The 18,152-nt window shown below is 39.8% G+C and carries 14 protein-coding genes and 1 pseudogene; 11 read left to right on the forward strand and 4 right to left on the reverse strand.

The window, feature by feature from the left end:
- Nucleotides 1-1,461, reverse strand: a complete 1,461-nt coding sequence (locus LEP1GSC192_RS13695) for a M20/M25/M40 family metallo-hydrolase (RefSeq protein WP_020770554.1) — start codon at nt 1,459-1,461, stop codon at nt 1-3.
- A gap of 310 nt (nt 1,462-1,771) precedes the next feature.
- On the opposite strand from LEP1GSC192_RS13695, the gene LEP1GSC192_RS13700 reads away from it, so the two are divergent.
- Nucleotides 1,772-2,515, forward strand: coding sequence for an MORN repeat protein (locus LEP1GSC192_RS13700; protein WP_020770566.1), 744 nt, complete (start codon nt 1,772-1,774; stop codon nt 2,513-2,515).
- Nucleotides 2,516-2,673: 158 nt separating this feature from the next.
- Here the strand turns inward: LEP1GSC192_RS13700 and LEP1GSC192_RS20155 are convergent, their stop codons facing one another.
- Together LEP1GSC192_RS20155 and mnmG are read right to left on the reverse strand one after the other, a co-directional pair.
- On the reverse strand, nt 2,674-2,796 hold the full coding sequence (locus LEP1GSC192_RS20155) for a hypothetical protein (protein WP_020770589.1): 123 nt from the start codon (nt 2,794-2,796) through the stop codon (nt 2,674-2,676).
- 292 nt (nt 2,797-3,088) lie between these two features.
- The gene (gene mnmG / locus LEP1GSC192_RS13705; RefSeq protein ID WP_020770584.1) at nt 3,089-4,975 is read right to left on the reverse strand and encodes a tRNA uridine-5-carboxymethylaminomethyl(34) synthesis enzyme MnmG; all 1,887 of its coding nucleotides are present in this window, start codon (nt 4,973-4,975) and stop codon (nt 3,089-3,091) included.
- 109 nt (nt 4,976-5,084) lie between these two features.
- On the opposite strand from mnmG, the gene LEP1GSC192_RS13710 reads away from it, so the two are divergent.
- The 10 genes from LEP1GSC192_RS13710 (at nt 5,085) to lenA (ending at nt 17,920) form a co-directional block, all read left to right on the forward strand.
- A complete protein-coding gene (locus LEP1GSC192_RS13710) occupies nt 5,085-6,008 on the forward strand; it encodes a branched-chain amino acid transaminase (protein ID WP_020770548.1) in 924 nt (307 codons plus the stop codon).
- Between the two features lie 17 nt (nt 6,009-6,025).
- Nucleotides 6,026-6,973 carry a DNA polymerase III, delta subunit gene (locus tag LEP1GSC192_RS13715; protein WP_020770587.1) on the forward strand — a complete coding sequence of 316 codons (948 nt, stop codon included), beginning with the start codon at nt 6,026-6,028 and terminating at the stop codon, nt 6,971-6,973.
- Nucleotides 6,974-7,277: 304 nt separating this feature from the next.
- Nucleotides 7,278-8,585 (forward strand): chromosomal replication initiator protein DnaA, encoded by a 1,308-nt coding sequence (gene dnaA, locus LEP1GSC192_RS13720; protein WP_020770553.1) that lies wholly within the window; start codon nt 7,278-7,280, stop codon nt 8,583-8,585.
- 325 nt (nt 8,586-8,910) lie between these two features.
- Nucleotides 8,911-10,032: a DNA polymerase III subunit beta gene (gene dnaN, locus LEP1GSC192_RS13725; RefSeq protein ID WP_020770556.1), complete on the forward strand. Its 1,122-nt coding sequence runs from the start codon at nt 8,911-8,913 to the stop codon at nt 10,030-10,032.
- A 13-nt stretch (nt 10,033-10,045) separates the two neighbouring features.
- Nucleotides 10,046-11,143 (forward strand): DNA replication/repair protein RecF, encoded by a 1,098-nt coding sequence (gene recF / locus LEP1GSC192_RS13730; RefSeq protein WP_036090240.1) that lies wholly within the window; start codon nt 10,046-10,048, stop codon nt 11,141-11,143.
- Entirely contained in the window at nt 11,140-11,601 is a 462-nt protein-coding gene (locus LEP1GSC192_RS13735) for a DciA family protein (RefSeq protein WP_020770562.1), read from the forward strand. The genes recF and LEP1GSC192_RS13735 overlap by 4 nt, the downstream gene beginning before the upstream one ends.
- An 87-nt stretch (nt 11,602-11,688) precedes the next feature.
- On the forward strand, nt 11,689-13,602 hold the full coding sequence (gyrB, locus tag LEP1GSC192_RS13740) for a DNA topoisomerase (ATP-hydrolyzing) subunit B (protein ID WP_020770577.1): 1,914 nt from the start codon (nt 11,689-11,691) through the stop codon (nt 13,600-13,602).
- 30 nt (nt 13,603-13,632) lie between these two features.
- Nucleotides 13,633-16,146, forward strand: a complete 2,514-nt coding sequence (gene gyrA, locus LEP1GSC192_RS13745) for a DNA gyrase subunit A (protein ID WP_020770551.1) — start codon at nt 13,633-13,635, stop codon at nt 16,144-16,146.
- Nucleotides 16,143-17,096: a tRNA dihydrouridine synthase DusB gene (dusB, locus tag LEP1GSC192_RS13750; RefSeq protein ID WP_020770549.1), complete on the forward strand. Its 954-nt coding sequence runs from the start codon at nt 16,143-16,145 to the stop codon at nt 17,094-17,096. The genes gyrA and dusB overlap by 4 nt, the downstream gene beginning before the upstream one ends.
- Before the next feature lie 68 nt (nt 17,097-17,164).
- Complete coding sequence (gene lenA / locus LEP1GSC192_RS13755; protein ID WP_020770569.1) at nt 17,165-17,920, forward strand: lipoprotein LenA; 756 nt, start codon at nt 17,165-17,167, stop codon at nt 17,918-17,920.
- 90 nt (nt 17,921-18,010) lie between these two features.
- Here the strand turns inward: lenA and LEP1GSC192_RS19585 are convergent.
- Nucleotides 18,011-18,152: pseudogene (locus tag LEP1GSC192_RS19585) on the reverse strand (lipoprotein LipL21); the annotation flags it as partial.

The following is an 18,152-nucleotide window of genomic DNA, read 5'->3' on the forward strand; positions in this document are numbered from 1 at the left end:
CTACTTTGCGACTTGGTGATTGTATTCTATAATGGATTTGAATAAAATTTCAATCCCCATCTTGAGCTGAGAAACACTCATGCTCTCATTCTTACCATGAATTCCGTCTATCTCTTCCGAGGAAAGTAATGCGGGAATGAGTCCGTAACATTTTAATCCGATCTGTCTGAGATAAGAACTGTCCGTGGTCCCTGGTGATAAGAATGGAGTGGCGATTGATCCCGGCTCTACCGCAGTTACGGTTCCTGCAAGAACTCTAAATAATAATCCGTCCATTGGAGAAATACTGCCGGACTCTAAGTGGCGAGCGCTAACTTCCACTCCGTATTTTTCTCCGAGCGCTTTAATTTCTTCGAAGAACTTTTTCTCATCAAATCCGGGAAGAATTCGGATGTCTAAGGAACCTGTTGTCTCGGAAGTAATCACATTCGTTCCAACCGGATGACTATCGATCCCGGTTATACTTACCGTGTTCCTAGTCATTGCTCTAAGATGTCGGTTAGAATTGATCACACTTTTTAAAATCAAGAACAACACCGGATTTCTAGATCTCTTTAACACAAACGAATCCGGGAAATTACTAATGTCTCCTAATGAATAAAAGAACGCGGCGGTTTCATCCTTAATCATCGTCTTGTTTCCGATATTCTGTACTTCCTGCAAAAAATCCAACATGGACTTTGCAGCATAAGTTACAGGAGGTGTACTTCCATGCCCGGGTATAGATTTGGCTTTTAAATCCAACCACACAGCACCTTTTTCTGCCAGTTGAATATTAAAAACTTTAGATCCTTTGATTGCGATGTCTTTGGATCCGGTCCCACCTTCGTTCCAAACATATTCATATCCGTTAAATATTTCTTTATGTTTATCTACTAAGAATTTAGCTCCGTATTCCGAGCGGCTTTCTTCGTCTGCGATCGCAAGGAACATTAAATTTCTTTCTAATGGAATCTTCTTTTCATGAATAAGTAAGAAAGCATATAATTGCATGATGCCAAGACCCTTGACATCGACTGCACCTCTTCCATGAATTCGATCTCCCTTTCTTACACCCGAGAATGGAGGAACTTCCCAATCTTTGGCATCAGCTTCTACAACATCGATATGATTCGTAAGTATTAAACCTTCCTTCGTTGTATCTTTACCTTTCAACTCGGCAATAAGCGATGCTCTGTCCGGCTTACCAGGATATTCAATGATGCGAGAAGGAATTCCCCTTTTCTCTAAGATAGATTTCAAAAAGAGTGCGCCCTCCTTCTCTTTACCTCTGATCGTTGCTATTCTAATATAAGATTGTAAATCTTTTGCCGCCTCTTCACTGAGAGCCGAGTAATCTAAGGTTGGAATGGTTGCTTCCGGTTGGATGGGTTTGATCCCCTTTTCCGTGAATGCGATCGTATAAAGTACGAAGATCGCAATAAGAGCAAGGACCGTGATCCCGATTTTTTTGAGGGACATATTTCCTCTCCACTAATCTTTCTTTATTGGCTTCTAATGTTTTGGGTGTAGAAGCCCGTAAAAAAATATTCCGTCATCGCACCCCTGCAAGGAGTTTTCCTTTGATTCCGAGAATGGAATGTTATAATTTTATGTAGTTCTCCGATTCGATTAAGATGAGATTTCAAGAATCATACAGATACTATAAGAAGAAAAGACCCCAATATCTGATCTTAATCCGGTATCATTACGGAAGAAACCCATTCAAATTTCCTAAAAAGACTCTTAACATTTTATACAAATAGTCGATGTCTAGAAGGAGGTAGTCTCCATGTTAAAAAGAGTATTCTTCTCCTTCGTTTTTATTTTCTGCATCAGCCCTATCCATTCCTTCACTCCAGGAAAATGGTCTCATACGGATAGGATCATACTAGGTTTCGAAAAAGGTGGGCCAACCCAAGAACTAGTAAAAGATTCCAAAGGAAATTTGATCTATACTGCAAAGTATGAGTATGATCCTTCCGGAAAATTAGTTAAAGAAAACTATATAGGACAAGATGGAAAGCCGGACGGTTTCACTAAGTTCGTATACAAAGACGGTAAAATCCTGAAAGAAGAATTGTATAATAAAGATGGAGTAAACCTTGAGTCCAAAAACTTCGGATATAATAAAGCGGGAGTTCTTTCTTCCATCGAACTAGTCGATCAGAATGGAAAGAATATACTTACCTGCACGATCCTCTCTTGGGGTGAAAATGGTTTAGTGAAAGAAGCTCAAACCGAGTGGGCTGATGCAAAACTGACGGAAAGATTTGCGATCATTAAGGACCCAAACAAGCCAGGGTTATTTCAACAGAATATCTATAATGAAGACAAACAACAAGCGGCATCTACGGTTCTTACTTTCGATTCGAATGGAAAACTTCTGAGCCGCATGAATGTTCAGGGAACGATTGAAAGAATGAACCGGCTCATCTGGGACAAGGACAATCGATTGCAGCAGTTCACTTACTTGATCAAGCAAGGAGATAAATGGGCCGTAGAAAAAACTCATGAGCTTGTTTACGGAAAATAATCATCTACGTTTCACGTGAAACGCTTAAAAGGGAGGGCACTTGCTCTCCCTTTTTCATACCCTGCGCACTAAAAATTAGGTAATTGATATCTAGCAAATTTCAAGAACCAAGAGCTTAAAAGTCTGGACTATGTTTTTAAACTTTCTGAATGGCCGACCTAGTCCAAATAACATTCTCTTTGTTCTTCATCCAGCTTGGTTCGTTCTTTACGAGTAACAAATTCTTTAAGTGGTTCCACTACGATGACTGAGTGGTCCCATCTTAGAGAAGATAAATGCATCTCTTCCTACGCCAGCACCAAGATCTAAGACGACACCTTTCTCTTTCGGAATAGAAGTTATAACGTTTTTGTGAAGATCGAAAAAATCAATCTCTGATGTAGCTTTGAAGACCTCTTTTAGATAGTTTATATATCCTTGAGTGCTTTTTATGAAAACGTTTCATGTGAAACGTTGGAATTCCAACACGCAGTTTCAGATCAACATCCCAAATATAATAATCTGCAAAAGTGAATAAAAAAACCCCGAGGCAACCCGGGGATTTTTCGTTTCTTCAGTAGTCCTTAGAGAAGTTTAAACCGGACTCGGTTTCCTTCCTTTGATGTAGAAAAGAAGCATATCAATATCACTTGGATCTACACCAGAGATCTGAGCCGCCTTTTCTAAATTTAAAGGACGATGTTTCGTAAGTTTCTGGATGGCTTCTTTCTTAATGCCTGGTACCAAAGAGTAATCGATTGTCTCCGGTATAGGAGTAGTGAGATATCGATTCTTCCAATCGATAGTATCCTGTTCTCTTTTAATATAACCTTCGTATTTGATCTCCATTTCGATCACTTTTCTGTCTTGAGCGCTCAATTCTTCAGACTCAGGTAAAAGGAATTTAATATCCTCGAGAGCAATCTCAGGTCTTTTCAAAAAGGAATCCAACTTAGCGCCGTACTTCAAACTTTGGATGCCTTTTCTTTCTAGTAAAGCTTCGAACTCAGGTAGAGGTTTTAGCGGAGTGGATTGTATTTTCTCCTTAACATCGGAGATTTTTTTGTACCTGGTAGTCATCTCATTGAAAGTTTCTTCCGAAACAAGACCCATCTTATATCCGTACTTCATGAGTCTTTGGTCCGCATTATCTTGTCTCAAAAGAAGTCTATGTTCCGCGCGAGATGTGAACATTCTATATGGATCTTCTACACCTTTATGAACTAGATCATCTACAAGAACTCCGATATAAGACTCACCTCTGGAGAACAACATCGGCTCCTCCCCTCTTAAAGAAGAAAGTACACTATAAGCGGCAACTAAACCCTGGGCCGCAGCTTCTTCATAACCTGTTGTGCCGTTGATCTGTCCCGCATGATAAAGACCTTTGATCTTTTTAGTTTCTAAGGTCGGTTTTAGTTCAGTCGGATCCACATAGTCGTACTCGATCGCATATCCAGGTCTTAAGATCTCTGCTTCTTCTAGACCAGCTATCGAACGTACGAGTTTCCATTGTACTTCCTCCGGAAGACTAGTAGAGACTCCATTCAAATAGATCTCTTGTGTGTCGTAACCTTCGGGTTCTAAAAAGATTTGGTGTCTCTCTCTATCGGCAAAACGAACAATCTTATCTTCGATAGAAGGACAATATCTAGGCCCGGTCGATTTGATCTGACCCGAATACATAGGAGAAAGATGAATGTTCTCATTGATCAGCTGATGAGTTTTTTCATTCGTGTAAGTGATATAACAAGGGATCTGTCTACGAGTGATCTTCGTTGTAGAAAAAGAAAAAGGAGAAGGATCCGGGTCACCCTCTTGCACGCTCATCACGGAAAGATCCACGGAATTTTTATGGATTCTCGGGGGAGTTCCCGTTTTCAATCTTCCTAATTTTAAATTATACTTAGCAAGTGAATGAGAAAGGCCTTTGACCGTAGGTTCTCCGAATCTTCCGTTCTCTTTCTGATAAGTTCCTATATGAACGATAGAAGATAAGAATGTTCCGGTAGTTAAGATCACATGATTGGTGAATATTTCGAAACCTCTTCCTGTCCGAACTCCAACAATACGATCTCCTTCTATCAAAAGATCTTCTACCGTATCTTGTCTGATGGATAAGTTTTGTATGGATTCAAGTGTATGTTTTACTTTGAGTTGGTACTCCTTCTTCTCCGCTTGAGCACGCGGTGCCCAAACACTAGGACCTTTGGAAGTATTCAACATTTTGAATTGGATACCTGTTGCATCGATAACCTTTCCCATTAAACCACCGAGTGCATCTACTTCTCGAACCATATGTCCTTTTGCGATCCCACCGATAGCAGGGTTGCAAGACATCTGTCCGATCGTGTCTAGGTTCATTGTGATAAGCAAAGTTCTAGCGCCACCGATAGATGAGACATAGGCAGCTTCGGAGCCTGCATGACCTGCACCGACCACCACACAATCAAAACGATTGGGAAAAAAAGAAGAATTCATTCAGACCTAGCACTCCTGCATAAGCTCTTTTAGGATCGATCATTAGTCGACAGTAGAGCCTATGCTTAGAATCATGTAATCAATAGTATCACTTTCAGGTTCCCTGTACATGCCCGAATCCATCAAGAAACTCTCTTACTTCGAAGGAAAAATAGTCCCGGAGTCCGAAGCAAATATAAACATCAAAACTCACGCGTTACAATATGGAACCACGGTCTTCGGAGGTATTCGAGGTTATTATGATCCTAGTTCCGATAACTTATACGTTTTCAGGATCTTAGATCATTATAAACGGCTTGTGAATTCTACTAAGATCATGCAGTTACAATTCACAAAAACTCCGGAAGAACTCCGTGACATAACTTTAGATCTGCTAAAACAATCGGGATACAGAAGGAACGTATATCTTAGACCGTTCATATATACTTCCGCTCTGCAACTTTCTCCTAGATTCCATGATGTTCCGACAGAACTCGCAATTTATGTTTTAGAATTAGACGACTACTTAGATACCAAACGCGGACTGACTACTATGGTTTCTAGTTGGAGAAGGTTCGACGATACAGTCATCCCTACTCTCTCCAAAGTTTCCGGTGGATATGTAAACTCAGCGCTTGCAAAATCGGAAGCAGTTCAAAACGGATATGACGAAGCAATCTTCTTAGACGGAAGAGGTTTTGTAAGCGAAGGTTCCGCAGAAAATATCTTCTTAGTTAGAGACGGAAAGATCATCACTCCATCTATCTCTTCTTCTTTACTAGAAGGTATTACAAGGCGATCCGTTCTGCAACTTGCAAAAGACGCCGGATACGAAATTATCGAAAGAGATATCACTCGAAGTGAACTTTATATCGCGGATGAGATCTTCTTCTCCGGGACCGGAGTGCAGATCGCTTGGGTGAGTGAAGTGGATAAGAGAAAAATCGGTAACGGAGAAATGGGACCGATCACTAAAAAATTACAGTCCACATTCTTCGATCTAGTAGTCGGGAAAAACCAAAACTACAAACACTGGTTGACTCCTGTTTATTAATCCTTAATAAAAGGAACATGTCTTCCGCATTCGGTATCGAGGAAATCCAAGGCCAAGAAAGGGCATTAGTATTCTTAAAAAAATACTCATCCCAACCTGACCTTCTTCCTCCCCTACTTATCTTTCATGGACCGGAAGGAACCGGAAAAGAATCCGCAGTTGAAAGATTTATCAGACATATTCTTTGTTTAGAAGGAAACTCTTGCGGACATTGCGTTTCTTGCAGAGCGTTCATGCACCATTCCCATCCGGATATAGTTTGGTTTCCATTAGAGAAGAATAAACAGATCTCTATTGGTAAAGAAGACAACCCGGAAGAGTTCACAATCCGTTGGTTGATCCGCACAAGACTATATTATAGACCTCATCTTTCTAAGATTAGATTTATTATCATTCCCGACGCTTCTTTGATCGGGAACGAAGCGGAGACAGCTCTTTTAAAATCTTTAGAAGAAGCGCCCTTCTTCACTCGTTTTATTTTTATAGTAAACGACTTGGAACAATTGAAGGAGACAATCGTGAGTAGGGCGGTTTGTATTCCTTTCGGTTATCTCCCTCAACAAGTCATAAAAGAACTACATAGTAAAAATTCGACACCATACTTCCCTGCAAAAGGAGGAAGTATGGTGTCCTTCGATTGTCCGCCTGAGGTGTTGGAACAAATTTCCCAAAGGATCAACGGAAACCTAAGACAACCTTTGGATTATCTTAGGTTAGAAGAATGGATACTGGAATACAAAGAAGAACATCCCGATTGGAAAGAGGATTTTTCCTTCAAGGACTTCTTAGATCTGATTGGATTACTACTGCTGCAGGAATTTTCCAAATCGGATTTCGATTCCAACCTTCCAAAGATGGAAGCTGTCTTCCGCTTTAAAGAAAAATTGCATGAAAGAGTGCATGGACAAGAGAATATCGCATTATCTTTACTCATACACGAACTCTCTTTACTGGAACAAAAATAAAATTTTCTTTACATCCTTTAGTATTCACTTCGCATAACAACGATTAAATGTAACGAAGTACTAGTAATCATACTAAGAGACATAATGATTTATCTATCACTAATCCACTGTGTTTTTCCTAATGTTTCCTTTTCGATTTCCGAATTTTCATTTGTATGCGACTGACAGAAGAAAAATAGTGTAATCTCGTCGGATGGTCCTTCGGACCGTTTCCTAATTCAGTTTTTTCTTTTCCGAGACAAATACGAGTTTCGTATTCAGAAAGTTGTCGGTGTGTTCTTGATTTTATTTTTTGGAGCTTTGTTTGGATCCTAGTTGGAAGCGTGTATTAGAGGAAGTTTCCAAGGAAATTCCCCCCACGTACTTTGATAAGTTCATATATACGTTACAATTAGAGAGTTTAACGGACGATCGTTGCATCCTTATAGCCCCTTCTTCCAATATAAAGACACATGTGGAAAAGAAATACCAGAATCATATAGAAGAAGCGATCTTTAGAGCCAGTGGAAATCGTATCCCGGTCGAGATCATTTTAGAAGCGCCTTCTAATTTAACCGAAGTTCTTCAGGAAAAATTCAAAGATAAGTCGTATTCTTTTAATCCGGATTACTCTTTTGATAATTTTATCGTAGGAAACACGAACCGTCTTGCTTTCAGTGCGGCCATGGAATGTGTAAAAAATCCTGCGGAAATCAATCCTCTTTACTTATTCGGAAAAGTGGGAGTCGGTAAAACTCATCTTCTTCATTCCATAGGTTCGGAAATTCTCAAAAAAGAACCTTGGAAAACAGTACATTACATAGATATAAAATCGTTTATGAGCGAGTTTTTGTTCGCTCTTCAGTCCAGAGATTCCATCGAATCTTTCAAAATTAAATACCAATCCTATAACTGCCTATTGATAGACGATATCCAACTTTTAAATACGGGAGCGGAGAAGACCCAAGAAGAGTTCTTTTCCATCTTCAACTTTCTTTTCGAGAGAAAAAGACAGATCGTGATCGCTTCCGATCGTCCTAGTTCGGAACTTCCGTTGCATGATCGATTGAAATCGAGATTTGTAACCGGAGTTCAGGCGGATATTCAACCTCCTGATAAGGAAATTCGAGTTGGTATCTTAGAAAAGAACTGCCAAATTTTGAATTTAGGCCTTTCTTCAGAGCATATCCACTTTATAGCCGATCTAATCGAAGACGATACACGTGCACTTTTAGGCGCTTTGAATGATCTTGCTCTTCATAAACGAGCATTCTCTCATTTATTCTTCACTACAGCGATGATAGAAGATATACTGAAGAATCGTATTTTCCGTAAAAAGAATTTCCAACTTAGTCAAGACAAGGTCATCGAGCATATATCTTCTCTTTATAATTTGGATCCAAACGAGGTAATGGGAAAGAGTAGAAAACCGGAGTATGTGATCCCTAGACACCTTTGCATGTATGTATTACATAAGGGTTTCCGGCTGAACAAAAGTCAGGTTGGAAGAATGTTTTCCGCAGAACATACCACTGTAATCCACGCAGTCCGCAACATCGAAAATAAGATAAAAGAAGATAAAGAATTTTCCATTAAAGTGGAAGAAGTTCTGAATCGATTCCGCTTCCAGTAAAAAACTTAGTTTCAGGTCTTATCCGTAGGCGACATAGACCTACAAATAACCTGTAAATAAATAGTTAATATTCTATGTGTAACTAGTAAATAAGACATAACACAAAATTATTGTCCCTTATAGACCTTCGTTTTGAAGGTTACTATAGCAGATACGAAGGAGTTTTTTCCTACTCTTGGAAATTGTACTTTTCAATATAAATGCGACATATTTCCCTTATCTAAAGAGTTATGACTCTTATCTACATATGCACAGGTACAAGTATTACAACAGTACATATATAAGAATCTATATATAGATCACCTATATAAATGGAGAATGCAAATTGAAGATCAAAGTGAACACATCTGAATTTCTAAAAGCGATTCACGCTGTAGAAGGAGTAATCTCCGCTAGAGAGATTCGTTCCGTTCTCTCCAACTTAAAATTAGAAGCGGAAACTTCTTCCGTATCAATTTCTGCGACGGACTTAGAAATATCTATTAAAACATCATTAAATGCTCAAGTAGAGAAGTCGGGAAATATTTCCTTACCTGCAAAACAATTATCCAGCATTTTTAAAACCATTCACTTTGAAGAAGCGTTGCTTTCCACGGAAGATGGGGACGCCGATTCCAGTATCACATATATCACTGACGCTACTAAAAAGAATGATTATAAAAACAAACTGAACGGAATGGATGCGGAAGAGATCAAAACTATTCCGAAAGTGGACTCTTCGAATATTTCCGATTTTCCAACAGCTATGTTTGCCGAGATGATCCGTAAAACTTCTTACGCGATCGCTCATGAAGATCAAAGATATATCTTCAACGGATTATTTATGGTCCCTAAAGGCGATAAACTTGTTTTCGCAGTTACCGATGGCAGAAGGTTATGTAAGATCGAAAGACCTCTTTCTACAACTTTGAAATTCAAGGATTCAGTGATCATTCCTTCTAAGGCAATTAGAGAGATCTCTAAAATGATCGCGACAGCAGAAACAGGAAAGATAGGTATCATAGACAATCAGATCTATGTGAATGCAAATCAGATCGAACTTCTTTGTAAATTGATCGAAGGTAATTTTCCGAATTACGAACAAGTAATTCCAAAGTCTTCTAAATTCAGCGCTGTTATCCCTAAAGAAGGATTCCAGATCTACCTTAGACAAGCATTGATCGCTGCAGAAGAACCTACTCGTCAGATACGTTTAACATTCTCTAAAAATAATATTAACTTCTACGCTCAAACACAAGGAGTGAACGAGGTTAGTATTAATATGCCGATCGAATATTCAGGAGACGAAGTTACCGTTGCATTTAAAGGTGAATATCTTTCGGATGTATTCAAGTCGATAGATGATAATGAATTCAAAATAGAATTTAGTGATTCAAGCTCCCCCGTTGTATTTAAGGATCCTTCTGATCCTGATTTTATCTCGGTAATTATGCCGATGAAAATTTAAAAGAGATTAAACCGTGTTTTTACGAAGCCTAAGGCTTCTCAATTTTAGAAATCACGAACAGATAAGCCTGGAGTTCCATTCCAGGCTTATTTTCTTTGTGGGAGAAAACGGAGAAGGAAAAACAAACTTACTCGAAGCGATTTCTATGATTTCTTGGTTGAAAAGTTTTAGGGAATCCGAAGAAGGAAATTTAATTCGTTGGAACTCCGACGGATATTATATTAAAGGCGAAGTAGATCGTGATAATAAAAGAGAAATTTATGAATTAGGTTTTTCTAAAAAACCGGTCAGTCGTCGCAAACTTAAATTCAATCAAGAAGAAGTCAAAAAAAGATCCGACTTAGTGGGAAAATTCCTAAGCGTTTTAATGACTCCTTTGGATCTGATCATCGTAGAAGGAGGGCCATCCGAAAGAAGAAGATTTTTGGACAGTCTACTTTCTTCTTTAGATCCCTCTTATCTAAATGATCTAATCGAATACAATCGTATCTTAAAACAAAGAAATGCACTTTTAAAAAGTGGATCATCAGATCCCGGGCTTTATGAGATTTGGAACCAAAGGCTGATCGAAAAAGGGGTCGGTATCTTTAACAAAAGAAAAGAATTCATTCTAGAATTCGATCCTATCTACAGAGAAAATCTAAAAAAACTCAGTGGAGGAAGAGACAATCTAACTCTGGAATACAAACCCAGCTTTTCGAACTTGGATGATTTTAAGGAAACATTACTCAGGAATATCAACAGGGATCGAAAACTAGGTTATACTTCTGTCGGGATCCATAGGGACGATCTGTATATCGGTGAAGATAATCGCGATATTATGGATTTTGCTTCTCAAGGCCAAAAGAGAAGTACCGTAATTTCCCTAAAGGCGGCTGCATTCGAATATTATCGAAGGAAGTTGGGCAGGACCCCTATTCTTTTGATTGATGATGTGATCCGAGAGTTGGATGTAAAAAGAAGAGAATATTTTGTGGATCTCGTTTTGAATTCCGGACAGGCTTTTTTCACTACTACGGACCTAGAAGGTATCTCCGATTATGTGGGAAGATTAGAAGATGAAAAGCAGATCTTTTTAGTGAAGAACGGTTTAGTCTCTAAATACCAATGAAAGAAGAATCTAAAATACAAAGAATTGATCCGCAAGAGTTCAAAAACGTTCTTCAAAATTTGGGCTTAACGGAAGAAAGTTTATCGGAGAAGATCGCAGTTCAAACTTTAGCAAAACGTTGGGTCGACATAATAGGTCCTGTATATGCAAATCATTCAGAACCATTTGCTCTTAACGGAGATACATTGGTGATCCTAACGGTTCACTCTGCATACAAACAAGAGATCCTTTTTATGAGAAAGAGGATCTTAAGTTATTCCGCTCGTTACTTAGGAAGAGATGTCGTAAAAAAAATAGAAATAAGGATCGGTAATCTCGTTTCTAAAAGACAAAAATCGCCTTCCTATACCGCGGATAAAACCGGATTGGAGGGCAAACAGAACCTAGTTTCTTTAGCCGAAAAAGAAACCGATCCTATTGCGAAAAAAAGACTTTTAGAGCTGATAGAATATCTCTGAGAAGGATATTCTTTATTGAAATACCTTCGAATTTCCTTGCCTCCTTAGCCAATTTAGGAAAACTATTCATAGATCCCGGAGGACTGGATGAGCCAACCAGAAAGCAGTTATAGCGCAGGTCAGATCAAAATCCTGGAAGGATTAGAGGCCGTACGCAAACGCCCCGGAATGTATATCGGGACCCAAGACGAGACCGGTCTTCATAAGATGGTCTATGAGGTTGTTGATAACTCGGTAGACGAGGCAATGGCCGGTCATTGTACGGAGATCTATATCTCCATTCTTCCTGATAATATCATAGAAGTGAAGGACAATGGGCGTGGAATTCCGGTAGCCATTCATCCTGAAAAAAACATCTCCACTATCGAAGTGGTTATGACTATTCTACACGCGGGTGGTAAGTTCGAGAATGATGCTTATAAGGTTTCCGGTGGACTTCATGGAGTTGGAGTATCTGTCGTTAATGCACTTTCCGAATCATTAGAAGTAGAAGTTTACCAAAATGGAAAGATCCACCAGCAAAAATATTCAAGAGGTGTACCTCAAGGTCCTGTATCCGTTATCGGAGAATCTCCTGAAAGAGGAACAGTTGTCCGTTTTAAACCGGATGCTTCCATTTTTACCACTACGGAATTTCAGTTCGACGTTCTAACTGCCCGTTTTAGAGAATTGGCGTTTTTGAATAAAGGCTTAAAACTGATCGTTCAGGATAAAAGAAAGCCCGATTCCGAAAAGCATGAGTTCTTATTTGACGGTGGAATTGTTTCTTTCGTTGAGTATTTGAACGAGAACAAACATCCGCTTCACAAAACAATTCATTTCGAAAGAAATAAAGATGATGTAGTTGCAGAAATCGCGATCCAATACTCTGATACCTATTCCGAAAATATTTTTTGTTTCACCAATAATATAAACAATAACTTGGGTGGAACCCACTTAGAAGGTTTTCGTGCCGCTTTAACAAGAACTCTTAACGATTTTTTAAAAAAAGATCAGCAGCTCGTAAAAAAACAACCTACCGCATTGTCGGGAGAGGATTTAAAAGAAGGTATCACTGCCGTAATTTCGGTAAAAATTCCTCAACCTCAGTTTAACTCTCAGACAAAAGAGAAATTAGTGAACGCTGAGATCAAAGGGATCATGCAAACTCTTACGGGAGAAGGTCTTTCACTTTTTTTCGAAGAGAATCCTGCAATTACTAAAAAGATATTAGAGAAATGTATATTATCAGCTAAGGCTCGAGAGGCTGCGCGTAAGGCTCGTGATTTAACTCGTCGTAAATCGGTATTAGAAGGTGGTGGTCTTCCTGGAAAACTGGCGGACTGTTCCGAAAAGGATCCTGCTGCTTCCGAACTTTATATCGTAGAGGGTGACTCAGCCGGTGGTTCCGCTAAACAAGGAAGAGATAGACATTACCAGGCGATCCTCCCTCTAAAGGGAAAAATTCTGAACGTAGAAAAGGCACGATTAGATAAAATTCTCGGTAACGAAGAAATTCGTACGTTAGTTTCTGCATTAGGCACTGGGATCGGCGAAGATGAATTTAACGTGGATAAGGCGCGGTATCATAAGATCTTTATCATGACGGATGCGGATATAGACGGTTCTCATATCCGCACGTTACTTCTCACTTTCTTTTTTCGTTATATGAGACCTATTATCGAAAAAGGGTTTCTATATGTTGCTCAGCCTCCTTTGTATTTGGTTAAACATGGTAAGACATCCGCATATCTATTTTCTGATAAGGAAAAGGACGAATATTTAAAATCTCTAGGAACGGAAAAGGCAGTCATCCAGCGATATAAAGGGTTGGGTGAAATGAATCCGGAGCAACTTTGGGAGACAACTATGGATCCTGAAAAGCGAGTCGTTCTAAAAGTAAAACTCGATGATTATGTGGAAGCGGAAGATACATTTAATATACTTATGGGTGACGAAGTAAATCCAAGACGTCGCTTTATCGAGGTCAACGCGGCAAAAGTTGCAAACCTTGATCTTTAATATATTGGTAATAGGAAATTCTAAATAAAAATGAGCGAAGAGCTAGAGAACGAAACAAAAACTTTAGGATTCAGCCTTTCTTCCCGTCCTGATATCGGTGATGCATTGAAGAATGGTGTCAGGGTAATTCCTGTCGAAATCGAAGACCAGATGAAGGAAGCCTACCTCGGTTATGCGATGAGTGTAATTGTGGGAAGGGCTTTGCCTGACGTGAGAGACGGTTTGAAACCGGTTCATAGACGTATTCTACATGCAATGAATGAAAGGGCCTGGAGAAGTGACAGACCCTACGTTAAATGTGCAAAAATTGTCGGAGAAGTATTAGGTAATTATCACCCGCACGGAGATAGCTCGGTATACGATGCATTAGTGCGAATGGTCCAAGATTTTTCCCTTAGAGTTCCTCTCATAGACGGGCAGGGAAACTACGGATCTATCGACGGAGACAACCCTGCAGCATACCGATACACGGAAGCAAGACTCGCAAAAGTTGCAGAAGAACTTTTAAGAGATATCGAAAAGGAAACCGTTAATTTTTCTCCGAACTTCGATGATACCAAACAGCAACCTGATGTACTCCCTGCAAATTTTCCTAACTTATTAGTAAACGGTTCTTCCGGGATTGCGGTAGGGATGGCTACAAACATTCCTCCTCATAACTTGAGGGAAACGATAGAAGCGGTTATCACCGTAATTAAAAATCCTGACGTAAGTATATCGGAAATTCTTAAAATAATGCCGGGTCCGGATTTCCCTACCGGTGGTACGATTATCGGCGGAGAAGGTTTACTATCCGCATATCATTCCGGTAAAGGTTCGATCCGGATCCGTTCTAAAGTAGAAATCGAAGAGAATAAAAAAGGAAGAGAAGTAATCGTCGTTACTGAAATTCCTTACCAAGTAAATAAGAAGACTCTTCTTGAAAGGATCGGTGAGCTTGTTAACGAAAAACAGATCGAAGGAATTTCCGAAATTTTAGATCTATCCGATAGGAAAGGGATCAGAGTAGAGATCCATATTAAAAAAGATGCAAATGCTCAGGTCATCCTAAACCAACTCTTAAAACTTACCCAACTTCAAGTAAGTTACGGGATCACGATGCTTGCGATCTTGGATAATAAACCTAAGATTTTCAATATTAAGGAGATCCTGGTTGCTTATTCTATCCACAGAAAAGAGGTAATCGTTCGTAGAACTCAATTCGATCTAGATAAGGCAGAAAAACGCGCACATATCTTGGAAGGATTGAAGATCGCTCTCGAAAATATTGAAGAAGTGATCAAAGTCATCCGTGCGTCTAAAAATGCTGCGGAAGCAAAAGAACAGTTGATGGCTCGATTCGTTCTTTCGGATGTCCAAGCTGACGCGATTCTGGAGATGAGACTGCAAAGATTAACTTCTTTGGAAGTCCAAAAGGTAATCGACGAGTTGGAAGAAGTCCGAGCTCTGATTATGGATCTAAAAGATATTCTCGCAAAACCGGAAAGAGTTTCCGACATAGTTTGTACTGAATTGTCCGAGGTTTCTGAAAAATTCGGAAATAAAAGAAAAACAGATATCAGCTTAGAAAGTGTGGAGTCTTCTTCTTTCAATGCAGAAGATCTGATTGCCGACGAAGATGTCGTATTACAAATTACTTATGATCAATTCATAAAAAGACTTCCTCTGGATACTTTCAAAAGACAGAGAAGAGGTGGAAAAGGGATCCAAGGACTTTCTCAAAAACGAGAAGATGTTGTCAAGATCATGAAAACCGCCATGACCCACGACAATGTGATGTTCTTCTCGAATACCGGAAAAGTCTATATGATGAAGGCGTACGAACTTCCTCAAGCTTCCAAAGAAGCCAGAGGAAAATCCTTGAAGGCAATTATAGGACTCGGCGAGAACGAAACTGTTTCTGCAATCTTCACTTTCAAAGAAGAAGATAAAGGAAAAGATCTACTACTCGTAACCAAGAACGGCTTTATCAAACGAGTCGAATTGTCCGAATTCGGTAACGTTAAAAAATCAGGTATTATTGCGATCGGCCTTAGGGATGGAGACCAACTCATCGAAGTAATCTCCGTAGAAAAAGGAGATAACGTAATGATCTTCTCAGCAAATGGACTTGCGCTTAGGATCGAAATGGATACGATCCGAGCGCAAGGACGAACTGCCCAAGGTGTAACCGGGATGAGACTCTCCAAAGAGGATGCAATCGTAGGACTTTCTAAAGTGGTAGAAGGCGACGATATATTCGTGATCTCGGAGAACGGTTACGGAAAACGTCTAGGCTTCGAGGAGTTCGGAACCAAAGGAAGAGGGGGCAAAGGAATGGCCTTCTTAAAAGTGGGAGAGAAAAACGGCGCCGCTGTCGCTGTTAGTTCCGTCGGAGAAGAGGATGAGATCATCTTAGTAACTCAGCAAGGAATGGTTATCCGAACTGAGGCGAACCAAATCTCTAAAATGGGAAGAACTGCAGTGGGAGTCAGAGTCGTAGACATCAAGGACAACGATAGAGTCCAAGATTGTACTGTAATCCGCGAAAGTAAGGAAAAATGATCCGCATCGGTTCTGTCGAAATTCCCGGTTGGTTGGCCATGTCGCCGATGGCCGGGATCAGTGATACCCCGACCAGAACCATGGCCCGCAGATACGGATCTGCTTTTTCATACACTGAGTTCGTTTCCACCGACAGCCTTGCAGTGGGCTCTAAAAAGGCTTTATCTTTATTACGTTTTCGTGAAGAAGAAAGACCGATCACTTTTCAGATCTTCGGCAATAAGCTGGAGATTATTGTAGATGCTGCAAAGAGAATTCGTGAATTAAATCCTGATATCATAGACCTGAACATGGGTTGCCCTGCTAGAAATGTTTCTATGCGAGGATCCGGAGTGGGACTTCTCCGCAAGCCTATTTATGCAGGAAAAATCATAGAAGAAATGCGGAAGGCGTTGGATATCCCCGTAACCGCGAAGATCCGTTTGGGCTGGGATGATTCCTCCAGAAACTATATGGAAGTATCCCGGATCTTAGAAGAGTCCGGAGTGATGGCAATTTCCGTGCATGGACGGACTCGAGAGATGGGTTATTCCGGAAAAGCGGATTGGGATGCGATTGCAGATATAAAATCCGAAAGAAAGGTGCCTATTTTCGGAAACGGAGATATAAGCAGCTACGAAGAGGCTGTTCGTAGAAAGGAAGAATCTAAAGTGGATGGGGTTCTTATAGGAAGGAATTCCATCGGAAATCCATGGATATTCTCCAATATTAAAAAAGAAGATCTAAGTTTCGAAGAGATCGTATCAACTACTTTGAATCATTTGCAGTTGATGAGGGAAACATTCGGAGACAAATATGGATTGATCCTTCTCCGCAAACATTTGGTGCGTTATATACAATCCAGGAAAGAAGTGGAGTCGATGCGACTCGAACTTCTTAAATGTGAAGATCCGGAGAAATTGATCTCAATGCTGCATGAGGCGCAAAACAATTTAATCTTAGCCTCTTGATTCGCCGGATTGAGATTGACAAAGATTTTCTAAAATAAGCTCATAATTCGATTTTAGGAGAAAGTTAAATGAGACTTGGCAAATTCTCAATAAATGCGGCCACAATATTAGTGCTGCTTGCTCTAATCGCATGTGATAAAAAGAAGGAAGAGACCCCTGTCGCTCAAATTGTAGGAACAAAATATTCAGGCTGGGACCAATGGGTTTATAAAAAACCTGGAACAACCGAAAAATCGGAACAAGTCACTCTTGTATACGGAAACGAGGAAGTAAACGGACTTGAAATCGTTTCTCACGAATCGACCGACGCAAAAGGAAATAAGACTGTAACCGAATATCTGAAATTGAAGACTGTAGACGGCAAAGAGGGCTACGGACTTTTGAAAAATTTCTTTGATGCGGTCCTCTTTATAGTAGGAGACGGGGACACTGCATTCGCTAAAAATTCACTGACTTCTCCTTCTAAAGGAAAATTGGAAAAAGGTATGTCTTGTTTCGAATCGGAAGCGAGCGGTGAATTTTCCAAAGTTCGATGTAACGGTTCTATCGTAAAGACTGGAAAGTTAAACAATCTTCATGATGTTTGGATCCAAGGAGCTTCTTCCAATATTTCCAGAGATCCGCTTTTAGGTGACAGTATTAGAAATCTTAAATTAGCTAGCAGCAAACTGATCGAGTCGGATAAAACATCCGATCCTGCAAAACAAGAGGAGTTAAAAAAAGCTGCTGCTTCTGCTTTAAAAACAGTAGTGGAAAAAGGAGATGTCTACTCAGAATCCGCTCATACAATTGCAAATGAATACGGATTAACTCTGTCCGAATAATTAAAAAATAGATTTACGTTCGTTCGAATAAAGGCCCTCGGATTTCCGGGGGTTTTTTGTATTTAATAATGTAAAACTACTAAACCGAGATTACTTACCGATTTCTTGAACTTTAGCGACTAGAGCGTTGCGTCCACCTGGAAATTTAGCGTAAATAACACACTGGCATTCTTCCCAGTTGTCTTTAGAAACATCATTAGGATCGGAACCTGGACCGGTAGCTTTACACTCG

Source organism: Leptospira sp. B5-022, assembly GCF_000347035.1.
Classification (GTDB): domain Bacteria; phylum Spirochaetota; class Leptospiria; order Leptospirales; family Leptospiraceae; genus Leptospira_B; species Leptospira_B cinconiae.

Coding starts and splice junctions, on each gene's coding strand:
- LEP1GSC192_RS13695 (WP_020770554.1), bottom strand. CDS start 1,461: ATGTCCCTCAAAAAAATCGGGATCACGGTCCTTGCTCTTATTGCGATC.
- LEP1GSC192_RS13700 (WP_020770566.1), top strand. CDS start 1,772: ATGTTAAAAAGAGTATTCTTCTCCTTCGTTTTTATTTTCTGCATCAGC.
- LEP1GSC192_RS20155 (WP_020770589.1), bottom strand. CDS start 2,796: ATGCATTTATCTTCTCTAAGATGGGACCACTCAGTCATCGTAGTGGAA.
- mnmG (WP_020770584.1), bottom strand. CDS start 4,975: ATGAATTCTTCTTTTTTTCCCAATCGTTTTGATTGTGTGGTGGTCGGT.
- LEP1GSC192_RS13710 (WP_020770548.1), top strand. CDS start 5,085: ATGCCCGAATCCATCAAGAAACTCTCTTACTTCGAAGGAAAAATAGTC.
- LEP1GSC192_RS13715 (WP_020770587.1), top strand. CDS start 6,026: ATGTCTTCCGCATTCGGTATCGAGGAAATCCAAGGCCAAGAAAGGGCA.
- LEP1GSC192_RS13735 (WP_020770562.1), top strand. CDS start 11,140: ATGAAAGAAGAATCTAAAATACAAAGAATTGATCCGCAAGAGTTCAAA.
- gyrB (WP_020770577.1), top strand. CDS start 11,689: ATGAGCCAACCAGAAAGCAGTTATAGCGCAGGTCAGATCAAAATCCTG.
- gyrA (WP_020770551.1), top strand. CDS start 13,633: ATGAGCGAAGAGCTAGAGAACGAAACAAAAACTTTAGGATTCAGCCTT.
- dusB (WP_020770549.1), top strand. CDS start 16,143: ATGATCCGCATCGGTTCTGTCGAAATTCCCGGTTGGTTGGCCATGTCG.
- lenA (WP_020770569.1), top strand. CDS start 17,165: ATGAGACTTGGCAAATTCTCAATAAATGCGGCCACAATATTAGTGCTG.